Raw genomic sequence first — 22,118 nt, 5'->3', positions numbered from 1 at the left:
AGCGATCGCCAATAAAAACTGTTTTAAAATGAGATATAATTAATTTAGTTCTTTTCGGAATACAGTGCTTCCCAAGAATGACTAAATTCCCCCATGACCAGTTTGCCAAAGAATACCTAAGAGAGTTATTGTCACCTCTCGGAGAAGTAGAAACAAGTAAAGATGTTTCTGCTCAAGTTCGAGAAATTGATATCTGGTTTAAACCCACTTCTGTATCGCCTGAATACGTAGAGAATTTAGGCTTATTAGGTCAAATGACTGCGACTGTGGCTGCGATCGAACCATTTCGCAATGCCGTCAATACAGAGGATATCTTCAGTTGTGTTGTCAAACCTTTTAAATACTAGGGCAGAATTACTGCGCCGAGCTAATCGAGAAGAGCAACGTTTAGAATCCCAGCAATTACCGAGGTTGTGGATTCTGACTCCCACTGCTTCGGAGGCTTTGTTAAGCAGCTTTAATTTTATGCTTCCAGAAGAGTCAGAAGGTTGGGGGAGGGGGGTTTATTTTCTATCGGAAGTTTGGCGAGTAGGATTGATAGCCATTCACCAGCTACCGAATGTTCCAGAAACGATGTGGTTGCGGATTTTAGGTAAGGGTAAGGTACAGCAAGGGGCGATCGCGGAATTAACAAGATTGTCTGTTGATAGTCCCCTACGAGCTAGTACGCTAGAATTATTGTACAACCTGCAAGCGAATCTGCAAGTAAATTTAGCAGCTAGTGCCCCAGGAAATCAGGAAGATAAGGAGTTAGTTATGGCGCTCGTACCTCTGTTACAACAAAAAATAGATGAGGCCACACAACAAGGAAGAGAAGAAGGAAGAGAAGAAGGAAGAGAAGAAGCACAGCGGTTGATTTTGCAGAACTTTCTGCAAGTCAGATTTGGGGAGTTAGACGCTCAGACAATTGCCTTTTTTTCCTCTGTATCGGCTTTACCTGTTGGTGAATTCACTATGTTGTTAGTGCAATTATCCACATTGCCAATCGCCCAAGCAGATAGGCAACAAGTACGAACTTTAATCGCCGAAAATGTCTTAAGAAAGCGCTTTGGTCAATTAGAAGTAAACACCGTCAATCTCATCCCAAATTTGCTTGCATTGTCTGCCGAAAACTTATCGCTATTGCTGTCACAACTGCCAGATTTGTCAATAGAAGAACTAATGGCTAGATTAGAAAATTCTTCCCTTTGAGTAAAAAAAGAGCGATTAAGCTCGATCGAGTTCTTGTGGAAAGTAGGGGTTGGGCGTCCCGCCCGCCAGAAAACACAATTTAGATGCGGGACAACTTATAACTAATCCAACTCCCTCCTTCCTTCCAAAGCGCGAGCTAATGTTACTTCATCGGCATATTCCAAATCTCCCCCCATCGGCAAACCAAAAGCTATGCGCGTCACTAAGGTAAAAGGTTTTAATAAGTGACCGATATAAAGAGTAGTAGTTTCGCCTTCCACGCTGGGACTAATAGCAATAATTACTTCCTTAATCTTTTGCTGGCTGACGCGCCGGACTAATGGTTGAATGTTCAATTGTTCCGGGCCAATTCCATCCATCGGCGAGATAACGCCACCAACAACGTGATATTTGCCCATATATTCTCGCGTTTTTTCTAAAGCAATTACATCGCGGGATTCTGACACTACACAAATGGTATGACTGTCGCGGTTGGTATTGCGGCAAATTTCGCAAACAGGGTCAGCAGATAAGTGAAAGCATACTTGACAGAAACCTACTTGCTGTTTGGCATCAATCAAAGATTTAGCTAGGGCTTGCACTTCTTCTTCCGGTCGCTTCAAAATATGTAAAGCTAAACGCTGGGCGGTTTTTGGGCCGACTCCGGGCAAGCGCTGCAATTGTTCGATTAAACGAGCTAAAGGTCGAGTGTACATGAAGGTTAAAAATTAAAACACGGTAATGACTAATGACTCATCATCCTCCACTAACTTTAGCTTTGTAGCCGAGTTTTTTGAGAATTTCGAGAAGTTGTTGAGATCGATCGCCCTGAAGTTCGATTTCATTTTCCTTAACCGTCCCTCCTGCACCGCATTGAGCTTTAAGCTGCTTTGCCAAAGCTGCCAAAGTTTCAGGTTTTCCCTGAAACCCGGTGATGACAGTGACAGTTTTGCCGCCGCGGCCTTTCCGAGACGCTTGCACTCTCAAATTTTGTTGAGCTGGCGGGACTTCGGCAACTCCTCTTTCGAGGGCGGCCGAATTGTCAACATTGCCAAACTCGGAGTAAACTATTCGTTTGCCGTCTGTCGTCTTGATATCAGAATCTTTGCGTTTTTGTGCTGCCATATGTTAAAATGCCTGAACTTTTTTTACGGGTATTTCTAGTTTTAGCGAATTGGGGTATGGTTGCGATCGCTCGTTTGCGATCCCATCTTCTACCTATTGTATTAACCCGTCAAGGATTGAAAGAATTATAATGAAATTTGTTCGATCGGCTCAAGTCCACAACCGATTTGGTACGATCGACGCCAAGGCTCTAGCTTACCCGCGAATCTAAAAAATCTAAAATCTAAAATCTAAAATCAAATGACTGTCACCCCCCTGCCTCTCACCACCGAAACCACCGCGCAACGCCCCGACTCCCTCGGCAGATTCGGCAAATTCGGCGGCAAATACGTCCCCGAAACCCTGATGCCCGCTTTATTTGAACTTGAAGCCGCTTTCCACAAATACAGCAGCGAACCCGAATTTCAACAGCAACTCCAACAATTGCTCAAAGATTATGTCGGCCGCCCCAGCCCTTTGTATTTTGCCGAACGCCTCACAGAGCATTATGCTAAACCAGACGGTACCGGCCCCCAAATTTACCTCAAACGCGAAGATTTAAACCACACCGGTGCTCACAAAATTAACAACGCTTTAGCTCAAGCACTGCTGGCAAAACGCATGGGTAAAAAGCGCGTAATTGCTGAAACTGGTGCCGGTCAACATGGCGTTGCTACTGCCACAGTTTGCGCTCGTTTCGGGATAGAATGCGTTGTCTACATGGGCGTTCACGACATGGAAAGACAGGCTTTAAATGTGTTTAGAATGCGGCTGATGGGAGCCGAAGTGCGGCCGGTGGCTGCAGGTACGGGAACGCTGAAAGATGCGACTTCCGAAGCGATTCGCGACTGGGTGACAAATGTCGAAACAACTCATTACATTCTCGGTTCCGTAGCGGGCCCGCATCCTTACCCGATGATGGTGCGCGATTTCCATACGATAATCGGTCAAGAAACGCGGGCTCAGTGTCAGGAAAAGTGGGGTGGTTTGCCGGATATTTTATTAGCTTGCGTCGGCGGCGGTTCTAATGCAATGGGTCTTTTCCACGAGTTTGTCGGGGAAGAAACTGTCAGATTGATTGGTGTTGAAGCGGCGGGCGAAGGCGTGGATACGGACAAACACGCTGCTACTTTGACTAAGGGAAGTGTGGGAGTTCTGCACGGGGCGATGAGTTATTTGCTGCAAGATAATGAAGGTCAAGTGATTGAGCCACATTCGATTAGTGCGGGTTTGGATTATCCGGGCGTGGGGCCGGAACACAGTTATTTGAAGGATGCTGGTAGGGCTGAATATTACAGTGTAACTGATGCACAAGCTTTGGATGCTTTTCAGCGGCTTTCGCAGTTGGAGGGGATTATTCCGGCTTTGGAAACTGCTCACGCGATCGCCTATTTAGAGACTCTGTGCCCGCAGCTAACAGGCAATCCGCGCATTGTGCTTAACTGTTCGGGACGCGGCGACAAAGACGTGAACACTGTGGCGAAGGTTCTGAATATCTAGTTTAGCGGAATGTGGGGCGATCGCTCTGTAGGAATCGGTAACAATTAACTTTATTTTTCGTTTGATTTCATGTCCAAAGGTTTGATTTCGATTTGCTTGGGATTGTTGACAATCCTGCCTACTTGTGACACCTCCATTCCTCCGCGATCGCTGCCACAAACTCCCATGAATACTAATGTTGCTTCGAGTGCTATTACTGACTTAGAAACAGCGGTTAACCAACAGATCAATCAATATCGAGCATCTAAAAAGTTGCCACCGCTGAGTATCGATCCGCGAATCAGTCAGATAGCAAGAATTCACAGCGAAGATATGGCTAAGGGTAAAGTAAGTTTTAGCCACGATGGATTTGAGGGGCGGGCAAAAGCAATTACTATTCCTTATCAAAGTGTAGCTGAAAATCTTGCTTATAATTTTGGCTACAGCGACCCGGTACGCAATGCTGTTGAAGGTTGGATTAAAAGTGACGGGCATCGCAAAAATATGGAGGGTCAGTTTAATGTGACCGGTATTGGGGTTGCCAAAAATGCCAAAGGCGAGTATTATCTTACTCAGCTTTTTGTTCGCAGTCGGTAAATAGAAGGAAGTTCGGCAGCGGATTTTGTAACGGATGTAACGGATGTAACGGATGTAACGGATGTCGGGAAGAGGGAAGAGGGAAGAGGGAAGAATGCGGTCAACAGTCAACCCTTCGACTCCGCTCAGGGCGACGCAGTCAACAGTCAACCCTTCGACTCCGCTCAGGGCGACGCAGTTAACAGTCAACAGTCAACAATTACTAATAATGGAATTTCCAAATTTTCAAGTGTACGATCGTGATATTCCCGATTCTCTCTTATCTTATTATTTGACAGCGGAGGCGATCGCCGTTGATACGGAAACAATGGGTTTGCTACCTTGGCGCGATCGCTTGTGTTTGGTTCAGTTGTGCAATCCCGAAGGTAAAGTTGCAGTGGTGCGGATTGCCAAAGGCCAGACAGCAGCACCGAATTTAAAGAAGTTAATGGAAGCCGAAAATATTGAGAAAGTATTTCATTTTGCGCGCTTTGATATGGCAACAATGCGTTACAATTTAAGTATTGACATCGCACCAGTTTTCTGCACCAAGCTAGCTAGTAAACTTGCTAGAACTTATACCAACAGACACGGATTGAAAGAATTAATTCTAGAACTTGAAAAGGTAGAATTAAATAAAACATCTCAAAGTTCCGACTGGGGAAATGCGACTAATCTTTCTGACGATCAACTAAATTATGCTGCTAACGATGTCCGCTATTTGCTGAGCGCTAAACAAAAGTTGACTGCTATGTTGCAGCGAGAAGAACGCTGGGAAATTGCACAGGAATGTTTTCAGTGTTTGCCGGTTTTTGTAAGTTTAGATTTATTGCAGTACAAGGATGTTTTTGAACACGGTTGAGACTCGTGCAGTTAAAAACCTCTCGCTCGGAGTAGGCGATTGATATATAGCCTTTCTCAGAAAGATGAGGTACGACTGGGCATAGGGCATAGGGCATAGGGCATAGGGCATAGGGCATAGGGCATAGGGCATAGGGCATACCTCATTTTTTTGAGAACCGCTATAATTCATCTGTGTTTATCTGTGTTGATCTGCCTGTATCTGCGGTTAAAAAAAGAGAATTTCAGCAAGCGCAGATGACAATGGATTCACGCAGATTCACGCGCTTGTCGAGAATAGAGATCTGAATAATTCCAATGCTAACAGATTGGATATTAAATGCCTACTGCACAAACTTTCGTCTACGCGGACTAATAAATAAAGGAGAAATATAGGCAGAAATCGGGTTTGTGAGGTCAGCGAGTCCGATCGCGAAAACAGTCATCTATTGCTAATTAGGACTGATCGGGATTGTGTTCGTGCAGCAAAGCTTCAATTTGGTCGTCAACATTTCTAATCACCTGTTCCAAAGCGGGCAACCCCTCTAAAGGCACAGGAGAAAGCCGAGTTCGATCGCGAATTTGATTCACTTTCCGCTGCAATTCTTCGGCCAGCCGCAGTGCGTCCCGACTCAAATTAGACAACTGCTGCTGCTGGTAAAACCTCAAAGCTGCCCCCCGCAAAACTTGCAGGGTGGCTTCTTCCTTGCCACCCACCGTCATTACCCGCAAGCGCAACAGCAAATGAGTGTTTTGATATATGCGCTCAACTTCGACTTGTTTGGGCTGTTCCACCGGGGAAACAGGCATATCTGTCAGCCGCTTCAACTCGTCGATGACCTCTTGGAAAAGGACGATATCGATACCTTCGAGCATGGATTTCAAAACGCCATCTTGACTCCAAAGAATGCGACCTTGGGACTGATGCCGCTCAAAAAACAGGCGGCCGATACCCTCTCGCAGCACTCTACCGAGCAATTCTTGCAGCAGTTGGGGCGCGGGCAAAGTTGCCAAAACTTCCACTCGGCTTGACAAGTGCAAGGCCTCGACATTCAAAACCGATAGCTGTGTCGGTGTCGGGGGAACCTCGGCGCTAGCAGGTTTAAACCGCTCAGGATCGGGCATCGAGGGTTCTGGCACAGACAGCAGCGTTGCTGCATTGGGGCCTGAAGTTGCTGATGCGGGATTTTTGGGTGTTGGGGCTGTGGCGGTTTCTGTCTGGCTGGGTTCTCGGATCTGGCTCCCGTGCAGCAAGTAAGCTGAGAGCATCGAGCGCTGAGTTTCCGAGGCAATTGGCTCTGTTGTGACTGAGCAATTCATGTAAGCTAAAATCCGCTGCACGTAGTCCAAGGCGGAGTCATCTTGGGCATCGACTACGCCCAATTTAAACAGATTACCTTCTAGAGATAAAGGCAAAACTTGATAGTAAAGGCAAGCTTCAAAGGGGACAACTGTATCGATTAGGTGAAATATTCGATCGGAGTCCATTGTAGCTGCCGAGTCTGTTGAAGATGTATATACCATTAGCTGCTTTGTAGTTGGAAGCGCGATCGAGCGCGACGCACCAACCTGATGCGATAAAATTAAACGCTGCAACTTCCTGCTACGGAGGAATTGGTCTCGCAACCGGAAGCTTTTATTAAAGAAAAATCCTTAGTCTCAGAATTTTCTCCCTTCTGTATTGCAGCCTCAAATTCTACCAAAAGATTGAGAACTAGATGATGACTAGCGCAGGCTAGACCCACTATCATCGATCGCCCGAGATTGATGCCCGTGGCTGGCAACAATAGAATTATGTCTTTAATGCACAAGTATTACAGATGCACCACAACCGATGATTTACGGGCCACCGCTGAATTTAGGATTGGTTAAAAAATCCTGAAAAGTTGATCGTGCTGCTAGTATCTTATCTCAGATAGTTGACTGTGATCGTCTCGGAGCGCGATCGTCACGGCAGCGCAACGATATGCCGATCGATCTAACCTGATTTGATACAAGGGGCATCGCGCGGTTTTCCACGGGGAAACTCGCAGTAATCTGTGGTTGTGAGGGAATTGATTTGTAGCGCGGATTCTGAAAAATGCTACCGCCAATTAACAATTAGCAATTGCCCGCCACCCATTACCAATCTACTCGTTGCGGAGCGATTGAGCTGCTAAATAGAGTTTGCTCCACTCGCCGATGACTTGATTGGTTTTCAGCTTTAATTCAGATGCGATCGTCTCTACACTTTTCCCTGCTTTCAGCGATTCTACCAACTGCCGCTGAACAGGTGTGAGGTTTTGTAAATATTGCTGCCACTGGGCGGGAGTCAAGCCCAAACTGTGTTCTTTGAGCGAAGTTTCCAGCCAGTTGGCGACTAATTCCGGTGCTTGTTTGACCGCAAAAACCCGAATCGCGTGGTAACTGACTTTTTCTCGCAAGCGGTAAATTTGCTTGATCGGAACCTTCAAATCCTCAGCAATTGCCTCTTGGGAACGACCTTGCAGGTAAAGCTGCAGCCACCGGGAAGCCAGCGGATCGACTTCAGCGGTCAAGTAATTCTCAAATTCTTGTTGGACAATCTGCCGCTGAGTTTGCTGCTCTTCCCAAGCTTGATTTTCTCGATACTCGGACATTGCCTGTTCATCTAGCAGGCTGAGCGGTTCGTCTGTATCGTCGGGTAGAACCTGTTCCGACACCAGCCGCACCCAGTCTCCCGCAGGCACTTGCGTCAACCCGCCCCGCTGGGCACGCCGCAAATAGTTGACAAAACGGTACACCAGCAGCGGCTGGTTGCGGATAGGCCGCAAGCAATATTCTTCTGTGCTCGCTAGCAGCAAAGCATTTCGCAGGCGTCTGTCTGAGGTACATTCGGCAATCCAGGCAACTTGCTGCTGCAGGTAGCGATCGGAATTCAGCATTTCCTGAATCACTTCTTGCAGTACCTCCACCGCACTCCGCTGTCTGTCGCGACTCAGGGAAACCCACGCTTGGATTTTTTGTCGGAGCACAACTAAACCGCCGAGCCGCCCGATCAAGTTGCGGTAAGCTTTTTCTGGCGGTACTCCCAGATACCGCTGCTGTAAAATTCGATATAAAAAGTCGATCGCCCCAGAGGCGACAGACAATTGAGTTGGGCTAAGAGTGTCAAATCTTTCGGGCTTGTCTCCCAACAGCCACCGGACAACACTCTCGCGAGTGCTAGAATTTTCGTCCGGGCAATCTTTTTCCAGTCGAGACTTCCAATCTTGTCCTAGTCTTTCCGCCAAGGTCATGGGCTGTCGAGAATATTGTCTTTCACCCCCGATTTTACGTGGTATCCTGGATTTTTGAGTATTTTTCAGATATACGATCCTCTTCTGCAAGCTTCGCGATCGCGCGATTCGGATAAATTACCTTAAATTACCCTAAACAAAATTCCATTACGGTGCGATATGCCTAACTTTTTATTAGAACTCGGTACAGAAGAATTGCCCGCCTCTTTTGTCTCAGGCAGCGCCCAGCAGTGGCAGCGACTTGTACCTGCAACGTTGGCAGAAGAATCCTTGACAAATGACTCTATTAATGTATACGCTACTCCAAGGCGTTTGGCCGTTCTCGTGAAAGGGCTGCCAGTTCAGCAATTAGATAGGGAAGAAGAGGTAAAAGGGCCACCCGCGAGTTCGGCTTTTAAAGATGGCAAACCGACGAAAGCAGCCGAAGGTTTTGCGAAAAAGCAGGGCGTAGAAATTGATGCTTTGGAAGTTCGCGCTACCGATAAAGGCGATTTTGTGTTTGTGCTGAAAAAGATTCCGGGGCGGATGAGTGCGGATATTTTGACAGAACTTGTGCCGCAGTGGATTAATAAGTTAGAAGGCAAAAGATTTATGCGGTGGGCCGACGGAGATTTGAAGTTTCCGCGCCCGATTCGATCGCTAGTGGCACTGTTGGATGATACTGTACTGCCAATTACATTAGTGAGCGGTTCAGATACGGTTAAGAGCGATCGAATTTCCCAAGGACACCGGGTGTTATACACCCCCCCTACACCCCTTGGCAAGGGGGAAACGGGGGGGGTCTCGATTCCGCAAGCCGAAGATTATGTCGAGTGTCTGCGGGCTGCTTGCGTGGAGGTCGATCGAACCCAGCGCAAAAATCAAATTAAAGCACAAGTAGAAGCCGCAGCGACAAAACAAGCCGGTTACGCCGACATTACCGAAGATTTGTTAGAAGAAGTCACCGACTTAGTAGAATGGCCTAACGCAGTTGTCGGCAAATTTGACGAGGAATTTTTGATATTGCCGCCGGAAGTAATCACCACAATTATTGTTACAAACCAGCGGTATTTTCCCATCCTCAAAAGCCCAGATTATCCCGAACTTCTGCCCTATTTCATTACAATTTCCAACGGCGATCCCGCTAAAGCCGCGATTATTGCCGCCGGTAACGAGCGAGTAGTGCGGGCAAGATTGGCAGACGGTCAGTTTTTCTACAAAGCAGACTTGGTAAAGCCTCTAGAGGATTATTTACCGAAGTTGGAAAAAGTTACTTTCCAGGAAGAGTTGGGGACAGTGCGCGCAAAGGTCGATCGGCTGTGCAAGATTGCCAGCCTCATCACCAATCAACTGCAAATCACAGGCGAAGAACAAGCTTACATAGCAAGAGCAGCCTTACTTTGCAAAGCCGACCTCGTAACCCAAATGGTTTACGAACTGCCTGAAATGCAAGGAATCATGGGGCAGAAATACGCCTTAGCAAGTGGCGAATCGGAAGAAGTAGCCACAGCGATTTTTGAACATTATTTGCCCAAAGGCGCGGGCGACAATTTGCCGCAAACTATCACAGGTCAAGTTGTCGCAATAGCCGACAAATTAGATACATTAGTCAGCATCTTCGGTTTGGGAATGTTGCCAACTGGTTCATCCGATCCCTTCGCTTTGCGCCGCGCAGCCAATGCAATAACTAACATTATTTGGGCGGCTCAGTTGCCTGTCAACTTGCACAAGTTACTCGCCGAAGTTGTCGCCGAATTTACCGCAGCGCGCCCAGAAACACCTGCTGAGTTGCTATCGCAGTTATACGAGTTTTTCTTACAAAGAATTCGGACTTTGTTGCAAGAAGAAAAAAATGTAGATTACGATTTGGTAAATGCAGTTTTGGGAGAAAACGACCCAGAATATACTGAACGAGCATTGAGAGATTTGTTGGATGCGCTGGAAAGAGCACTTTTCCTACAACAAATCCGCAATAACCAGACTTTGGATCTGATTTACGAAACAGTCAACCGTTCAACTCGTTTGGCGGCTCAAGGTGATTTGGATAAAGTTGAATTGGAACCAAAAACGGCGGTGAAACCAGAGTTATTTCAAAAGTCGTCTGAACAAGCTTTCTATGATGCAGTCGTGCAGTTAGTGCCGCAAACGCTGCTATCCAAACAAACTCGGAATTACCAGCAGTTGGTAGATAGTTTGACTGAAATTGCTCCGGCTGTGAGCAGCTTTTTTGACGGCCCTGAAAGTGTTTTAGTGATGGATTCTGACCCGGAAATTAAGCGCAATCGGTTGAATTTACTGGGTTTGCTGCGGAATCACGCGCGGGTATTGGCTGACTTTGGGGCGATCGTCAATCGATTTTAGATTTTAGATTTTAGATTGCCGCCAAAGGTTTTGATGTAATATCAAATCCATTGGTATCGGAATTATTCATTTCTATCTTCTCTCTTCTCCTCCTCTGCGCCCTCTGTGCCCTCTGCGGTTAAATCATCCAAAAAAAACCGTAACCGATATAAACTTATAAAACCAGGGAAATTCGCTCCATCACACACACAACTTATGCCGATCGCTCATATCATTGGACTAGGAAAGTCAGGGAATGCCGCCGCCAGACTGCTAAAACGCGAAGGATGGGAAGTAACGCTGAGCGATCGCTCATCTTCCCCAAATTTGCTCGAACAGCAACAGCAACTCGCTAACGAAGGAATTAAAGTTGAGTTAGGTCAATCTTTGGAACCAGTCGAATCTATAGAATTAATAGTAGTAAGTCCGGGCGTTCCCTGGGACAGTCCAGCATTAGTGCGCGCCCGAGAGTTAGGCATTGAAACAATAGGAGAAATGGCTCTCGCGTGGCGTTATCTCAAATCTCCTTGGGTGGGGATTACCGGCACTAACGGCAAAACTACCACTACTGCTTTAATTGCTGCTATTTTTGCAGAAGCAGGGCTTTACGCTCCCGCTTGCGGCAATATTGGCTATGCTGCGTGTGAATTAGCTTTAGCAGAAAAACAGCCGGATTGGGTAATCGCAGAAATTAGCAGCTATCAGATAGAATCATCGCCGTGTGTAGCGCCGAGAATCGGAGTTTTGACGACTTTGACGCCGGATCACCTCAGCCGCCACAAAACTTTGGAAAATTACTACAACATTAAAGCGCATTTGCTGAAAAAGTCTGAATTGCAAGTAATCAACGGCGACGATCCTTGTTTGCGACAGCAAGGACTTGACATGTGGCCGGATGCGTGTTGGACGAGTGTCAAAGGTGAAAAAGATTTGTTGGGAAATACAGATTTTGGAGCTTACATCGAAAACGGTTGGGTAATAGCTCAAAGCGAGAAAATTTTGCCTGCAGAGTCTTTGCGGATGGTGGGAGAACACAATTTGCAAAATTTGTTAATGGCGGTGGCTGCGGCTAATTTGGCGGGGATAGATAAAAGTGCGATCGCCCGGGCGATCGATAAATTCCCCGGAGTGTCGCACCGTCTCGAACACATCTGCACTTGGGAAGGTATAGATTTTATCAACGACAGCAAAGCGACTAATTACGATGCGGCGCAAGTCGGGTTGGCTTCTGTAAGCGCGCCGGCGATTTTGATTGCGGGCGGCGATCCCAAAGAAGGGGACGATCGCGCATGGATTGATACAATTAAGGCGAAAGCTGCTGCGGTGTTGCTAATTGGAGATGCGGCAGGTATTTTTGGCGATCGGCTCGAACAAGCAAATTACAACGCTTGGGAAATAGTCGAAACAATGGAACGAGCAATCCCGCGAGCAGCAGAATTAGGCAAACAGAACAACGCTAAAGTAGTGTTGCTTTCCCCAGCCTGTGCTAGCTTCGATCAATACCAAAACTTCGAGCAACGGGGCGATCATTTCCGCCAACTATGCCTCGAATCCCTAGTTTAGATATCTCATTGTTCGCTGTGTACAAAATAAGATTGTTATACACAGCGAACACGAACAAAATTAAATCTGCGTGCATCTGCGTCTATCGGCTTACATCTGCGGTTAAAAACTAAAACCTCTGATTTGGGACAATCTACTTTAACTAACAGTCTTCCAAATATCCTTAATTCTAGCCTGTTGTTCCCATTCTAGCTCATAAAAAACTAGCATCATTTCCTCATGAGTGTAATCAATAATGATTGCCGCCAAATGAGCAGCGGTTTCCGCTTCCAGCATGGCTGTTTTTAACTTTGCCATTGCCTCTTTATCCATTAGCACTAAACTTTGAATATTGACCTCACTTTCATTTTAATTGTGTCTGCAAATGTCTTTTAGTTTGGTCTGAAAATCAGCAATATGAGCCGCACTTATTGTATCAGAATGCGACGACGATATTTTAAATTCTTGCCTACAAATCTGAGAGAGCAATTTTTCATCAATCTCCAGAATATTGCCTGGGGAAGCGACATCTTTTTGCAACAAAATTGCGATTTCTCTTTCCAGTTGGCGATTTGCTTGCAGAAAGAAATCTTGAGAGTTGGAACGAAACAAACCGCTATTGACTTGCTGAATTTGGCTAGGTGTCAGCGATTGAGCCGAGACAGCAGCCGGAAATCCCAAAGATGCTGCTAGCCACCAGCTAGGAATTATCTGTTTGAGAATGCTGTTCATCACTGTCGGGAGGAGTTTTTACCTCAGTTGGTTTCTCGTCTTCTAACTCGCTTGCTAATTCATCTTCTCGTTCAAGTTTTTCTTGCCACTCGACAAGCTGCTGAAAAAGTTTCGGGTTAATTTCAAATACGGGTTTGTTGGTTTCTGACATATTTACTCCTAAGATTTATTACATTTAACTGGTTCCCAGGCAGAGCCTGGAAACGAGTAGAAAAACAATTATGTCGATCGCAAGCTACGATCAAACCTTCAGCAGCGACATAATTATGCCAGTTAAGGAACCACCAAGCAAAGCTAAAGTAGCTAAGGTACTAATGCCAAATCCTGCCGCTCTTTTTTCAGCAGCTTGATAGTAACCCCAAGCAAACAAAATGCGTCCAACTATCCAAACTGCGCCGATACCAGCGCCCCAAATCGGGCTAATAAATTGCGAGAATAGCCAGAGCGAGGGCAAAAATAGAATCATTTGCTCTAAGGTATTTTGCTGAACTCGCACCACTCGCTCAAAGTCTGGGTTTCCTGTCATCTGGGGGGGAGAAACTTTGTATTTGAATCTAGCTCTGCCGACGTTGATGGTAACAACGAAGTAGAGAATTAATGCTGAAACAGTAATTAGACTAGGCCAAATTGTCGCGTTTGCTTCTGCGAGCATGATTCGGTATGATTGGGGTGGAGTAGATATCTTGATTATAAATCAATTATTGCCGATCGGGTTATTCATCGCCATCCCGTCATTCAAGGCAGGGGATTTGATGCAACTGCTGGGTATTAATGGCGCGACAATTGCTTTCGGGTTCTGGGACATCCTCGAAAACTTGCTGGCTGGGATTTTGATTCTTTGGCTCGCACCTGCACACGGATACAAGCCCCCGACTCCTCTCGTGAGCAGCCCCAAATTTTAGACTTTTGTTCAAGCTCCCAGATTCATCAGTGGAGTAAATCTAAAATCTAAAATTTGTGGAGTAAATTTAAAATCTAAAATCTAAAATCTAAAATAGACTCACCGAACCTGCATACGAATACAAGCCCCCGACTTAAGGAGATTATTTTGCTCAACAATATTCGAGACAGTCTTAAATGTTTCACCAGGAGCAGGATTCATCGATAGCATTTAAAGCGCATAGGAGTTGACTGGTTGGAAGAATCAACCCTAGATATTAACTATCTTGTCTTAATTCTCGGCTCCTGTATAATTGCCACCTTTGGACTGCTTGCCAACAGTGCAGCCGTAATTATCGGTGCAATGATCATTGCGCCTCTGATGTTGCCAATCCGAGGGTTAGCATTTGGATCGGTAAGCTGTTGTGCATTTAAATTGTTGAGGGCGGGCAGGATGCCCACCCTACAAGAGTGAAAATTTATTTTACCATGCAATTTAAATGCGGATTAGCTTAACAGCAATCAGTTCTACTTAAAACGATGACGGCTGTTTAGGGATGGATTGAAAGCATTGTTGGCAATCAAAAACAGTCCGAATTGTTGAGGGCGGACATGAGATAATTCCTGATATTGTAGGGTGCGTCAGCCTACGATAATTTGAATATGAGCTAGATCATAGAAAGATTTGGGAGAATTTGGCAAACTGAGAGTAAGGTTAAATAGGAGGTCAAATCTATGACCAATACTACTCTCAATTTTAAGACTGCGCCGGGCCATGAAGTCCTAGCAGCCGCTGGTAAGACAATGCTGAGGCCCGGGGGAAAAGCTGCTACAGAAATGTTATTAGAATTGGCGGATTTTAAGTCTGGGGATACTGTTTTGGAGTTGGCTGCTAGTTTTGGATATAGTTCGATCGCCCTTGTTGAACGTTTTGGGGTAAAAGTAGTGGGTGTTGAGAAAAATCCCGACAGTGTAGCCCGCGCCCGTGCTAACGTTGCAGCAGCGGGTTTGAGCGATCGAGTAGAAATTGTGGAAGGAGATATTTTTCACTTGGATCGGATTTCCCAACAGTTTGATTGGGTGTTGGCTGAAGCTATCCTGACAATGCAGTCGCCGTCGGGGAAAGCTAAAATTGTATCGGGAATTTGCGATCGTTTAAAACCAGGTGGCAAGTTTCTCTCTCACGAACTTTTAGTTAAAAACCGAGAAGCTGAAATTCACAAAGCTTTATCAGAAGTGATTCGCGTCAATTCAACCCCTTTGTCTGAGTCTGGCTGGATTGCTGTTTGTCAAAATGCGGGTTTGCAAGTAGAAAAGTGTCAAAGTGGGGCGATGGGGCTCCTCAACTTGCGGCGAATGCTTAATGACGAAGGCTTTGTGGGTACTGCGCGGATTGTGTGGAATGTTTTAAGCCGATCGCAAATTCGCGATCGTATCTTAGCAATGCGTCGAGTTTTCCAGAAGTACCAAGAGGATTTAGGCTATATCATCATCTGTGCTCAAAAACAATCTTAACAAAGTAAAAAGTTATGACTGCTACCATTTTACCGCTACAATCTTCATCAATCCAACTGAGAGACACAATCGAATATCCCGCCACCGGAGTGCTGACTAAAATTTTAGTCAAAGACAATAATTGTCAGCATACTTTGCTTTGTTTGGCAGCAGGTTTGGACATTTCAGAACACCATTCAGCGCGGAATGCCACAATAAATGTAGTGGAAGGAAAAGGAGTTTTGACTCTGGAAGGTAAGGATATTGTCTTGGAACCGGGAGTATTTGTATTCATGCCCGCACGAGCGCCCCACGCTTTGAAAGCTGAAGAAAATCTGGCGTTTGTTTTGACATTTTCGGAGTGAGAATAAGACCGGGCGAATGGAATTTGTGAGAACAAGACCGGGCGAATGGAATTCGCGGCTACACAAACAAAACCTGCCTCCGCAGGTTGAAGAACGATCGGTTAAAATTATATAATCTTCAGTCTGCGGAGGCAGACTTTGTTTTTATAGAAGCGGTTTCAACCGCCGTCTTATTTTCCTAGATTTTTATAGGCGCGGTTTCAACTGTACGTCCTATCTTCGAGAAGGCTTTAATCAATTTCATCTCCAGAGGCGATATCCTCCAATTTTCCCCAATCCAACACAGTAATTTTTCCGCCTCGACTGTAGGATACAAACGGCTTAAGTTTCTTAAACAACCGCACGCATTCTTCGTAGGTAATCCCAATACTGCGAGCAATTTGATAGTAGGGAAAACGTTTTTCTAAACATACACTATTATCCGCAATCTTCGTACCTTGCTCGACGGCAAAGTAATGAATAAATCGGGCCAGCCGGACGATCGCCCTTTCCGACACCAACCCGTGTACAGTCTCGTGCAGTTGCTGCAACCGCTGATTAAACACCGCCAATATTCGCAAAGCAATCTCGGGATTTTCCCGAATAGCTGCTAGCAAAAATTCCCGTTCTGTGGTAAGAACTTGCACATCAGTTTCTGCCGTCACCGTTGCCGGGGCAATGCCGTTGCCTAGCAAAGCAGGTGCGGCAAACATATCTCCTTGAAATAAAGTGCGGAGAATTGTTTCTTTGCCCGCCGCCGCTGTTTTTGCAACCCGCAGAGAACCGCTCAAAAGAGTGTATAATTTTTCGGGGAGGCGATCGCCCTCATACATCACAACTTCTCCCTGTCGGTAAGTCCGAATTGCTGTATGTTCTTGCAATTGCTCTAAATCAGTTCGGTTTAAGCTGGCAAATATCCCAATTTCGGCCAGTTGCTCGACAGTTGCTTTCATAGATTTAACTCTACTAGCTCGCAGTTCAATAAGAGTACAATAACGGTGAATCCAGAATACATCCAGCAAAGCAGAGCCATCTACGAAAATGCAGAACCAGAATATCGGCGGCATTATTTTGACGAGCTAGCTGGCGGATTTGTGCTAATTCACCAACAACACAATCTTAATAATTCGGAAATCTTTCTGGCTGAAGTTTTGGCTAAAATAGGGAAGAGAGTTAGAATGTTGAGCGAGCAAGCAGCAGAGGGTGTGAGAACGCCAGATGCTGAGATTGACGGTGAGATTTGCGAATTTAAGGAGTTGACAAAATCTACTAAAAACATCAGATATCGAGTTCAAGAAGGAATTAGCAGGGCAAAAAATCAAGGTGCAGCAGCCGTTATTTTTCACATCAACCGAGAGAGTTATGAGTTTTGGAAGATAAACGACGGCATCAGAAAAGCTTTTTATTGGGACGAAAGACAACTGATTCAGACTATTATATTAGTATTCAACAGCGAAGAAGTACAACAAATAACTAGGGAGGAATGGGAAAATGGAAGACGTTTTTAATGAGTTTGAAGAAGTTATACAAGTCGGCTTGAAAAATAATATGACGCGAGATGCTAAATTAATTACAATTGGGCAAATTTTATATGCAGTTACGCGCGATGAGCTGACAAATGAAGAAGGTTGGAAGCTTGAAGAGATGATGGGCGGCAGAACACAGTGGGAAGAAGCTCTTGAGTACAGTATTTTTGGCTATCCTGTAGATACAGCAACGCCACCTTTAGACAAACCTCTAATTATTGCCGGCAAAACTTTTCATTCTCGCTTGATGACGGGGACGGGAAAATATCGCAGCATGGCAGAAATGCAGCAAAGCGTCAACGCTAGCAGGTGCGAAATTGTTACCGTAGCGGTGCGGCGAGTGCAAACAAATGCTCCCGGTCATGAAGGATTGGCAGAGGCTCTTGATTGGACTAAAATTTGGATGCTGCCAAATACTGCCGGTTGTCAAACTGCGGATGAGGCGATTAGAGTAGCTCGTTTGGGCCGGGAAATGGCGAAACTTTTAGGGCAAGAAGACAACAATTTTGTCAAATTAGAAGTGATTCCCGATGCTAAATATTTGCTGCCAGATCCGATCGGCACTTTGGAAGCCGCAACACAATTAGTCAAAGAAGGTTTTGCCGTTTTGCCTTACATCAATGCCGATCCCTTGCTGGCAAAACGCCTCGAAGAAGTCGGTTGTGCGACAGTCATGCCTTTAGGTTCTCCCATCGGTTCAGGGCAAGGGATCAACAATGCCGCCAACATTCAAATAATTATTGACACGGTGAATGTTCCTGTAGTAGTCGATGCGGGGATCGGAACGCCCAGCGAAGCGGCGCGAGCAATGGAAATGGGAGCCGATGCACTTTTGATTAATTCCGCGATCGCCAATGCCCAAAATTCCCCGGCAATGGCAAAAGCAATGGGAATGGCAGCAGAAGCTGGGCGGATGGCGTACTTAGCAGGCAGAATGCCGATCAAAGATTACGCGATCGCCTCTTCCCCCCAAACAGGCACTGTCACCTCAAAATAAATTCCTGAATTTTCCTGGGCGCTTTTTTGGTACAGTTGTAAACATCAAAAATATTAAGGATTGTGACTGATGCCTTACATCAAAGATGACGATGGACGCCTGAACAACTTTGCTAAAGAGCCGAAGGTGTACGGCGCCGAATATCCCAACAAGAACCAACAACGGAACTACATCATCGGCGGTATTGTAGCAGCCCTGTTGGTGGCCGGTTTGGTTTATGTGGCGACTTTAGCCTGAAAACTGGCTTGAGACTCAAAGCTGCTTCAAATCGCAATTTAAAATAATCCTTCGAGAAACCATGTTTTCCCACCAATGGAAACATGGTTTTTGTGTTTCAATACAAAGCAGGTAGTTGCGACAGTCCTGAAGCGTGCCAAGCGAGCTGGAAAGCTAAATAAGACCAGCAGAAATTTGGTGTTTTCCTCTTGGCTGTCGGGTTCAGGGACTTGGGTTGCAAATACTAACACGGGTTCGTCACCCACATAAAATTGCCAATTGAAAATCTACAATCCTTTAGTCATCACCGGTGCGATTGACTGCCTTCGGGGCTTAGTTGTGAGTTATGAGCGATCGAGATTTCAACTCTCAACTCTACAATCTAAAATCTACAATCCAAAATCTAAAACCTAAAACCTAAAATCTAAAATCTAAAATCGGCTGATCCTGATGTCTATTCCTTCCCAAAAAGTTTCTAGCTCAAACAAGCTGATCTATCAACGCTTGAAACAGGCGATCGACCTCAATTTACGCCGTCAAATTTTTATTGCCGCCTGCGACGACTTGTGCCTGCGGGACTGTCTGGCAGCCCGCTTGCACGCAGAATTAGCTGCAGAGAGCGCAGGCTCAGATCCTCGCTCCCCGATCAACTACCCCCGATTTGTCAGTTTGGAACTCGACTTGAGCGATCCAAATCCTTGGGGTTCGATCGCCGCATGGCTGACCCACCACCCACCGCCGCAAAACAGGGGCAGCTACAGCCGTTTGCCAGGATTTCAAATTCTTGGGGCAGAACACCTCACCAGGCAGTCAGCAGCCGTGCAGTGGTCGTTCCTGAGCTATTTGAGAGACATCGAAGCAAACCTGCAAATGTGCGAGTCTACTCTGTTGCTGTGGGTGTCGCGGCCCTGGCTAAGTTCGATCGAGCAATCGGCCCCGGAATTTTGGCACTGGCGAACCGGAGTATTTGAGTTTGAAGGCGAACCAACTCCAGCTAAGGGAGACTTCGGGCACTTTGATGACTTCGGGCACTCAGGAGACTTGCGAAATTTACGGGACAGCGGAGACTTTGGCAACCAACTTTTAATATCTTCTTTGTCTGGACAATCCCGAATTCCCGACGAACAATCCCCAATTTCCTATCCCCCGTCCCCAGGGCCAGATTCTAAATCCGTCCAACTGGCAGATTTGGTGCTAGCTGCAGCCTCGGAGGAGTTGGAAGCAGAAAATGATGCCGCATCGGAGGACAATTTTCTGCCGCTGCAAACTCTGCAATACATCGAACTGCTGCAAGAACATCAGTGTTCTTGCGAAGCTTTGGCTTTGGCTTATCAAAGTTTGGGGAATTACTACCGCGATCGCATTCTGGGCGGAGACGTTTCAGAGCAAAACTTGACAATCGCCATTCGCGCGATCGAACAAGTGATTGCGTATCTCGAAGTTGATACCAACTCGCAGCAAAATCAACCACTAACTGAGGAATGCGCGCGGCTGATTGCCCAATTGACACAAAATTTAACTCAGTACCCCCAGGAGTCCAACAGCCTACCGCCAATTTCCGATCTGCTTAACGATCTCGGCACTCTCTATTGGATGCTATCGCGCGATCGCACGCAGCATAACGCCTCAGATCCAGTATCCAGCCTTGAACGCAGCATTGCCCTCTACCTTGAAGGTTTGAACCGAACAGATGGCGAAACCGTACCCCAAACCCGCGTTAGATTAAACAAAAATTTGGGCATCGCTTCGGCCGATTTAGCCCGCTATCGAGACAAGACAGAGAACTTGCAGCACGCAGTTGCAGCTTACCAACAAGCGCTGCTGGATCTAGACCCCGCCGTGGAGCCTCAGCAGTACGCTGCTGCTCAGAATAATTTGGCGACAGCATACTGGAATTTAGCCCAAGATGGTGAGCCGATCGTATATCTCAAAAGCGCGATCGCAGCTTACACCCAAGCCCTCTCCTGCTACAGTCCCGAACGAGAACCCCTCAACTATGCCGGAGTGCAAAACAACCTCGGTACCGCCTGCTGGAACCTCGCCCAGCACGAACCCTCAGAACCCCTGCTAGTCAGGGCGATTTCCGCCTACCGCGAAGCATTGAAATACCGCACCCGAGAATTAGTACCCGCAGCAGCAGCAGCCAGCTACAACAATCTCGGTACCGCTTATTGGCATTTGGCGAACCACTTTCAGCATAAACAGGCGCGGACGGAATCATTGCAGCAGGCGATTACCGCCTACGAAGCCGCCCTGGATATCGCCGGAGAGATTGATCGAACCCAACTCACCTTTGACGCCTTGGCCGCCCGCAACAATCTCGGACTAGCCCACTATCAACTAGCCACCGACCCAGATTTCGCCGCTAATAAAGTCGCACAGACAAGCCATCTAGAAGCAGCACTGCACCACCAGTTGCAAGTGTGTGCCGAATGGGGACAACATCTCAATGACAAAGGGTTAATATATGGGGATAAACTCAACCTGCAAGCCCCGGCAAACTCCCAAGCTGCTGATTCCAGGCAAACAGCATTGAGCTATATTGTCAAAACGATTAGAGCTTTCTATAGTGAATGTGGGCTGCCCGGCCAAAATTTAGCCTTATCCAAAGTTCCTGGAGATTTATTGCCTGAAATTTTGCGTAGGTTATAAATAGGGCTATAACTATTAAAAGCTCAATTTTTTCGAGATTTGTATCCAGTTTTCTATTATTATGGCTGAATATTCTTGCCTAATTCTTCAAGCAAACTTGTGGTCATGGCCCCTGTAAAAATCCTTGTGGTTGATGACGACCCGGCAATCCGAAATTTAATTCACCGTTTTTTGAGCCAGCAAGGTTATCAAGTTGAGTCTGGCGAGGACGGTGAGACTGGTCTGGAATTATTTGAGCAACTCAATCCTGACTTAGTAGTTCTAGATGTAAATTTACCTGATACAACTGGCTACAAACTATGTCAAGAAATGCAAAGACGCACGGGCGTGTTTGTGTTGATGCTGACTGCCCGAACCGATGAAGCTGACAAAATGAAAGGGTTTGCCGAAGGTGCTGACGACTACATTACTAAACCTTTTAGTCTTGTAGAGATTGGAGCTCGCGTTGCAGCAATTTTGAAGCGCAAACGCATTGTTACTCCCGCCGAACAACAAACTCTTACTTTTGGAGAGCTACTAATAGATCCGGTTCGCCGCGAGGTAATTCTCGGCAGTCAGATACTTGCTTTGACTGCTTTAGAATTCGACCTGCTGTACTGTTTGGCCAGCAAACCCGGTCGCGTGTGGAGGCGATCGGAATTGCTGCATGAAGTGTGGGACTACGAGTATGTAGGAGCCGATCGCGTGGTGGATGTCCATATCGGTCAAATTCGCCGCAAAATTGAACTAGATCCCAATCAAATGCCGATGATTCAAACCGTCCGGGGGGTGGGTTACAAGTTTGAGCCAACAACCTAGTAGCATTCGCCATTCGGCTCTAGGGGCGGGTTCACCAATATCTCGGATTAACATACTCGATATTTGTAAACCCGCCCTCCCCACACAATCATTCAGATCGATCGAGCATCTGATTGTTTGTTAGGGTCGAACGGGGTATCGCTACCCCGAACTCCCATGCAAAACCGGACGTGATAGTTTCCCGTCATCCGGC

Annotated in this window: 24 protein-coding genes; 15 read left to right on the top strand and 9 right to left on the bottom strand. The window is 46.4% G+C overall.

Annotated elements, in window-relative coordinates:
- The first annotated feature begins 77 nt into the window (after positions 1-77).
- Positions 78-347, top strand: coding sequence for a hypothetical protein (locus QUA44_RS26310; protein WP_333251494.1), 270 nt, complete (start codon positions 78-80; stop codon positions 345-347).
- Complete coding sequence (locus QUA44_RS26305; RefSeq protein ID WP_333251497.1) at positions 322-1,191, top strand: flagellar assembly protein H; 870 nt, start codon at positions 322-324, stop codon at positions 1,189-1,191. Before QUA44_RS26310 ends, QUA44_RS26305 begins: the two co-directional genes overlap by 26 nt.
- A gap of 101 nt (positions 1,192-1,292) precedes the next feature.
- Here the strand turns inward: QUA44_RS26305 and recR are convergent, their stop codons facing one another.
- Complete coding sequence (recR, locus tag QUA44_RS26300; RefSeq protein ID WP_172187730.1) at positions 1,293-1,886, bottom strand: recombination mediator RecR; 594 nt, start codon at positions 1,884-1,886, stop codon at positions 1,293-1,295.
- Between the two features lie 40 nt (positions 1,887-1,926).
- Positions 1,927-2,295, bottom strand: a complete 369-nt coding sequence (locus tag QUA44_RS26295) for a translation initiation factor (protein WP_333251500.1) — start codon at positions 2,293-2,295, stop codon at positions 1,927-1,929.
- Between the two features lie 240 nt (positions 2,296-2,535).
- Here QUA44_RS26295 and trpB point away from each other — a divergent pair, with 240 nt between their 5' ends.
- The 3 genes from trpB (at position 2,536) to QUA44_RS26280 (ending at position 5,191) form a co-directional block, all read left to right on the top strand.
- Positions 2,536-3,774 (top strand): tryptophan synthase subunit beta, encoded by a 1,239-nt coding sequence (gene trpB / locus QUA44_RS26290; protein WP_333251503.1) that lies wholly within the window; start codon positions 2,536-2,538, stop codon positions 3,772-3,774.
- 69 nt (positions 3,775-3,843) lie between these two features.
- A complete protein-coding gene (locus QUA44_RS26285) occupies positions 3,844-4,350 on the top strand; it encodes a CAP domain-containing protein (protein WP_333251505.1) in 507 nt (168 codons plus the stop codon).
- A 208-nt stretch (positions 4,351-4,558) separates the two neighbouring features.
- On the top strand, positions 4,559-5,191 hold the full coding sequence (locus QUA44_RS26280) for a ribonuclease D (protein ID WP_333251556.1): 633 nt from the start codon (positions 4,559-4,561) through the stop codon (positions 5,189-5,191).
- Positions 5,192-5,625: 434 nt separating this feature from the next.
- Here QUA44_RS26280 and QUA44_RS26275 read toward each other — a convergent pair whose 3' ends face one another.
- Complete coding sequence (locus QUA44_RS26275) at positions 5,626-6,693, bottom strand: hypothetical protein (protein ID WP_333251507.1); 1,068 nt, start codon at positions 6,691-6,693, stop codon at positions 5,626-5,628.
- Between the two features lie 605 nt (positions 6,694-7,298).
- On the bottom strand, positions 7,299-8,426 hold the full coding sequence (locus QUA44_RS26270; RefSeq protein ID WP_333251510.1) for a HetZ-related protein 2: 1,128 nt from the start codon (positions 8,424-8,426) through the stop codon (positions 7,299-7,301).
- Between the two features lie 159 nt (positions 8,427-8,585).
- Here QUA44_RS26270 and glyS point away from each other — a divergent pair, with 159 nt between their 5' ends.
- On the top strand, positions 8,586-10,766 hold the full coding sequence (gene glyS, locus QUA44_RS26265; RefSeq protein ID WP_333251512.1) for a glycine--tRNA ligase subunit beta: 2,181 nt from the start codon (positions 8,586-8,588) through the stop codon (positions 10,764-10,766).
- A 195-nt stretch (positions 10,767-10,961) separates the two neighbouring features.
- Positions 10,962-12,308, top strand: a complete 1,347-nt coding sequence (gene murD, locus QUA44_RS26260; RefSeq protein WP_333251515.1) for a UDP-N-acetylmuramoyl-L-alanine--D-glutamate ligase — start codon at positions 10,962-10,964, stop codon at positions 12,306-12,308.
- Between the two features lie 138 nt (positions 12,309-12,446).
- Here the strand turns inward: murD and QUA44_RS26255 are convergent, their stop codons facing one another.
- From QUA44_RS26255 to QUA44_RS26240, 4 genes are all read right to left on the bottom strand, one after another.
- Positions 12,447-12,605 (bottom strand): hypothetical protein, encoded by a 159-nt coding sequence (locus QUA44_RS26255; RefSeq protein ID WP_333251517.1) that lies wholly within the window; start codon positions 12,603-12,605, stop codon positions 12,447-12,449.
- 51 nt (positions 12,606-12,656) lie between these two features.
- A complete protein-coding gene (locus tag QUA44_RS26250) occupies positions 12,657-13,019 on the bottom strand; it encodes a hypothetical protein (protein ID WP_333251519.1) in 363 nt (120 codons plus the stop codon).
- Entirely contained in the window at positions 12,988-13,170 is a 183-nt protein-coding gene (locus QUA44_RS26245) for a hypothetical protein (protein ID WP_333251521.1), read from the bottom strand. Before QUA44_RS26245 ends, QUA44_RS26250 begins: the two co-directional genes overlap by 32 nt.
- A 90-nt stretch (positions 13,171-13,260) precedes the next feature.
- Positions 13,261-13,671 (bottom strand): MAPEG family protein, encoded by a 411-nt coding sequence (locus QUA44_RS26240; protein WP_333251523.1) that lies wholly within the window; start codon positions 13,669-13,671, stop codon positions 13,261-13,263.
- Here QUA44_RS26240 and QUA44_RS26235 point away from each other — a divergent pair.
- The 3 genes from QUA44_RS26235 to QUA44_RS26220 all read left to right on the top strand — a co-directional run bounded on the left by QUA44_RS26235 (position 13,670) and on the right by QUA44_RS26220 (position 15,757).
- Positions 13,670-13,921 (top strand): hypothetical protein, encoded by a 252-nt coding sequence (locus tag QUA44_RS26235; RefSeq protein ID WP_333251526.1) that lies wholly within the window; start codon positions 13,670-13,672, stop codon positions 13,919-13,921. The two genes, QUA44_RS26240 and QUA44_RS26235, sit on opposite strands and share 2 nt — an antisense overlap.
- A gap of 712 nt (positions 13,922-14,633) precedes the next feature.
- Positions 14,634-15,413, top strand: a complete 780-nt coding sequence (locus QUA44_RS26225) for a class I SAM-dependent methyltransferase (RefSeq protein ID WP_333251529.1) — start codon at positions 14,634-14,636, stop codon at positions 15,411-15,413.
- A gap of 14 nt (positions 15,414-15,427) precedes the next feature.
- Complete coding sequence (locus QUA44_RS26220) at positions 15,428-15,757, top strand: cupin domain-containing protein (protein WP_333251532.1); 330 nt, start codon at positions 15,428-15,430, stop codon at positions 15,755-15,757.
- 230 nt (positions 15,758-15,987) lie between these two features.
- On the opposite strand, the gene QUA44_RS26215 is transcribed toward QUA44_RS26220, so the two are convergent.
- A complete protein-coding gene (locus tag QUA44_RS26215) occupies positions 15,988-16,689 on the bottom strand; it encodes a Crp/Fnr family transcriptional regulator (protein WP_333251534.1) in 702 nt (233 codons plus the stop codon).
- A gap of 45 nt (positions 16,690-16,734) precedes the next feature.
- Between QUA44_RS26215 and QUA44_RS26210 the strand changes: the two genes are divergently transcribed.
- The 5 genes from QUA44_RS26210 to QUA44_RS26190 all read left to right on the top strand — a co-directional run bounded on the left by QUA44_RS26210 (position 16,735) and on the right by QUA44_RS26190 (position 21,925).
- On the top strand, positions 16,735-17,244 hold the full coding sequence (locus QUA44_RS26210) for a CdiA C-terminal domain-containing protein (RefSeq protein ID WP_333251537.1): 510 nt from the start codon (positions 16,735-16,737) through the stop codon (positions 17,242-17,244).
- Complete coding sequence (locus QUA44_RS26205; RefSeq protein WP_333251540.1) at positions 17,228-18,259, top strand: thiazole synthase; 1,032 nt, start codon at positions 17,228-17,230, stop codon at positions 18,257-18,259. The genes QUA44_RS26210 and QUA44_RS26205 overlap by 17 nt, the downstream gene beginning before the upstream one ends.
- A 69-nt stretch (positions 18,260-18,328) precedes the next feature.
- Complete coding sequence (gene psb34 / locus QUA44_RS26200) at positions 18,329-18,496, top strand: photosystem II assembly protein Psb34 (protein ID WP_333251542.1); 168 nt, start codon at positions 18,329-18,331, stop codon at positions 18,494-18,496.
- 429 nt (positions 18,497-18,925) lie between these two features.
- A complete protein-coding gene (locus QUA44_RS26195; protein ID WP_333251547.1) occupies positions 18,926-21,127 on the top strand; it encodes a tetratricopeptide repeat protein in 2,202 nt (733 codons plus the stop codon).
- Positions 21,128-21,232: 105 nt separating this feature from the next.
- A complete protein-coding gene (locus tag QUA44_RS26190) occupies positions 21,233-21,925 on the top strand; it encodes a response regulator transcription factor (RefSeq protein WP_333251550.1) in 693 nt (230 codons plus the stop codon).
- Positions 21,926-22,118: the final 193 nt, after the last annotated feature.

This window comes from Microcoleus sp. N9_A2 (assembly GCF_036701775.1).
In the GTDB taxonomy this organism is placed as follows: domain Bacteria; phylum Cyanobacteriota; class Cyanobacteriia; order Cyanobacteriales; family Microcoleaceae; genus Microcoleus.
The sequence above is the reverse complement of the archived record's forward strand: the minus strand, read 5'-3'. Positions and strand labels throughout refer to the sequence as shown.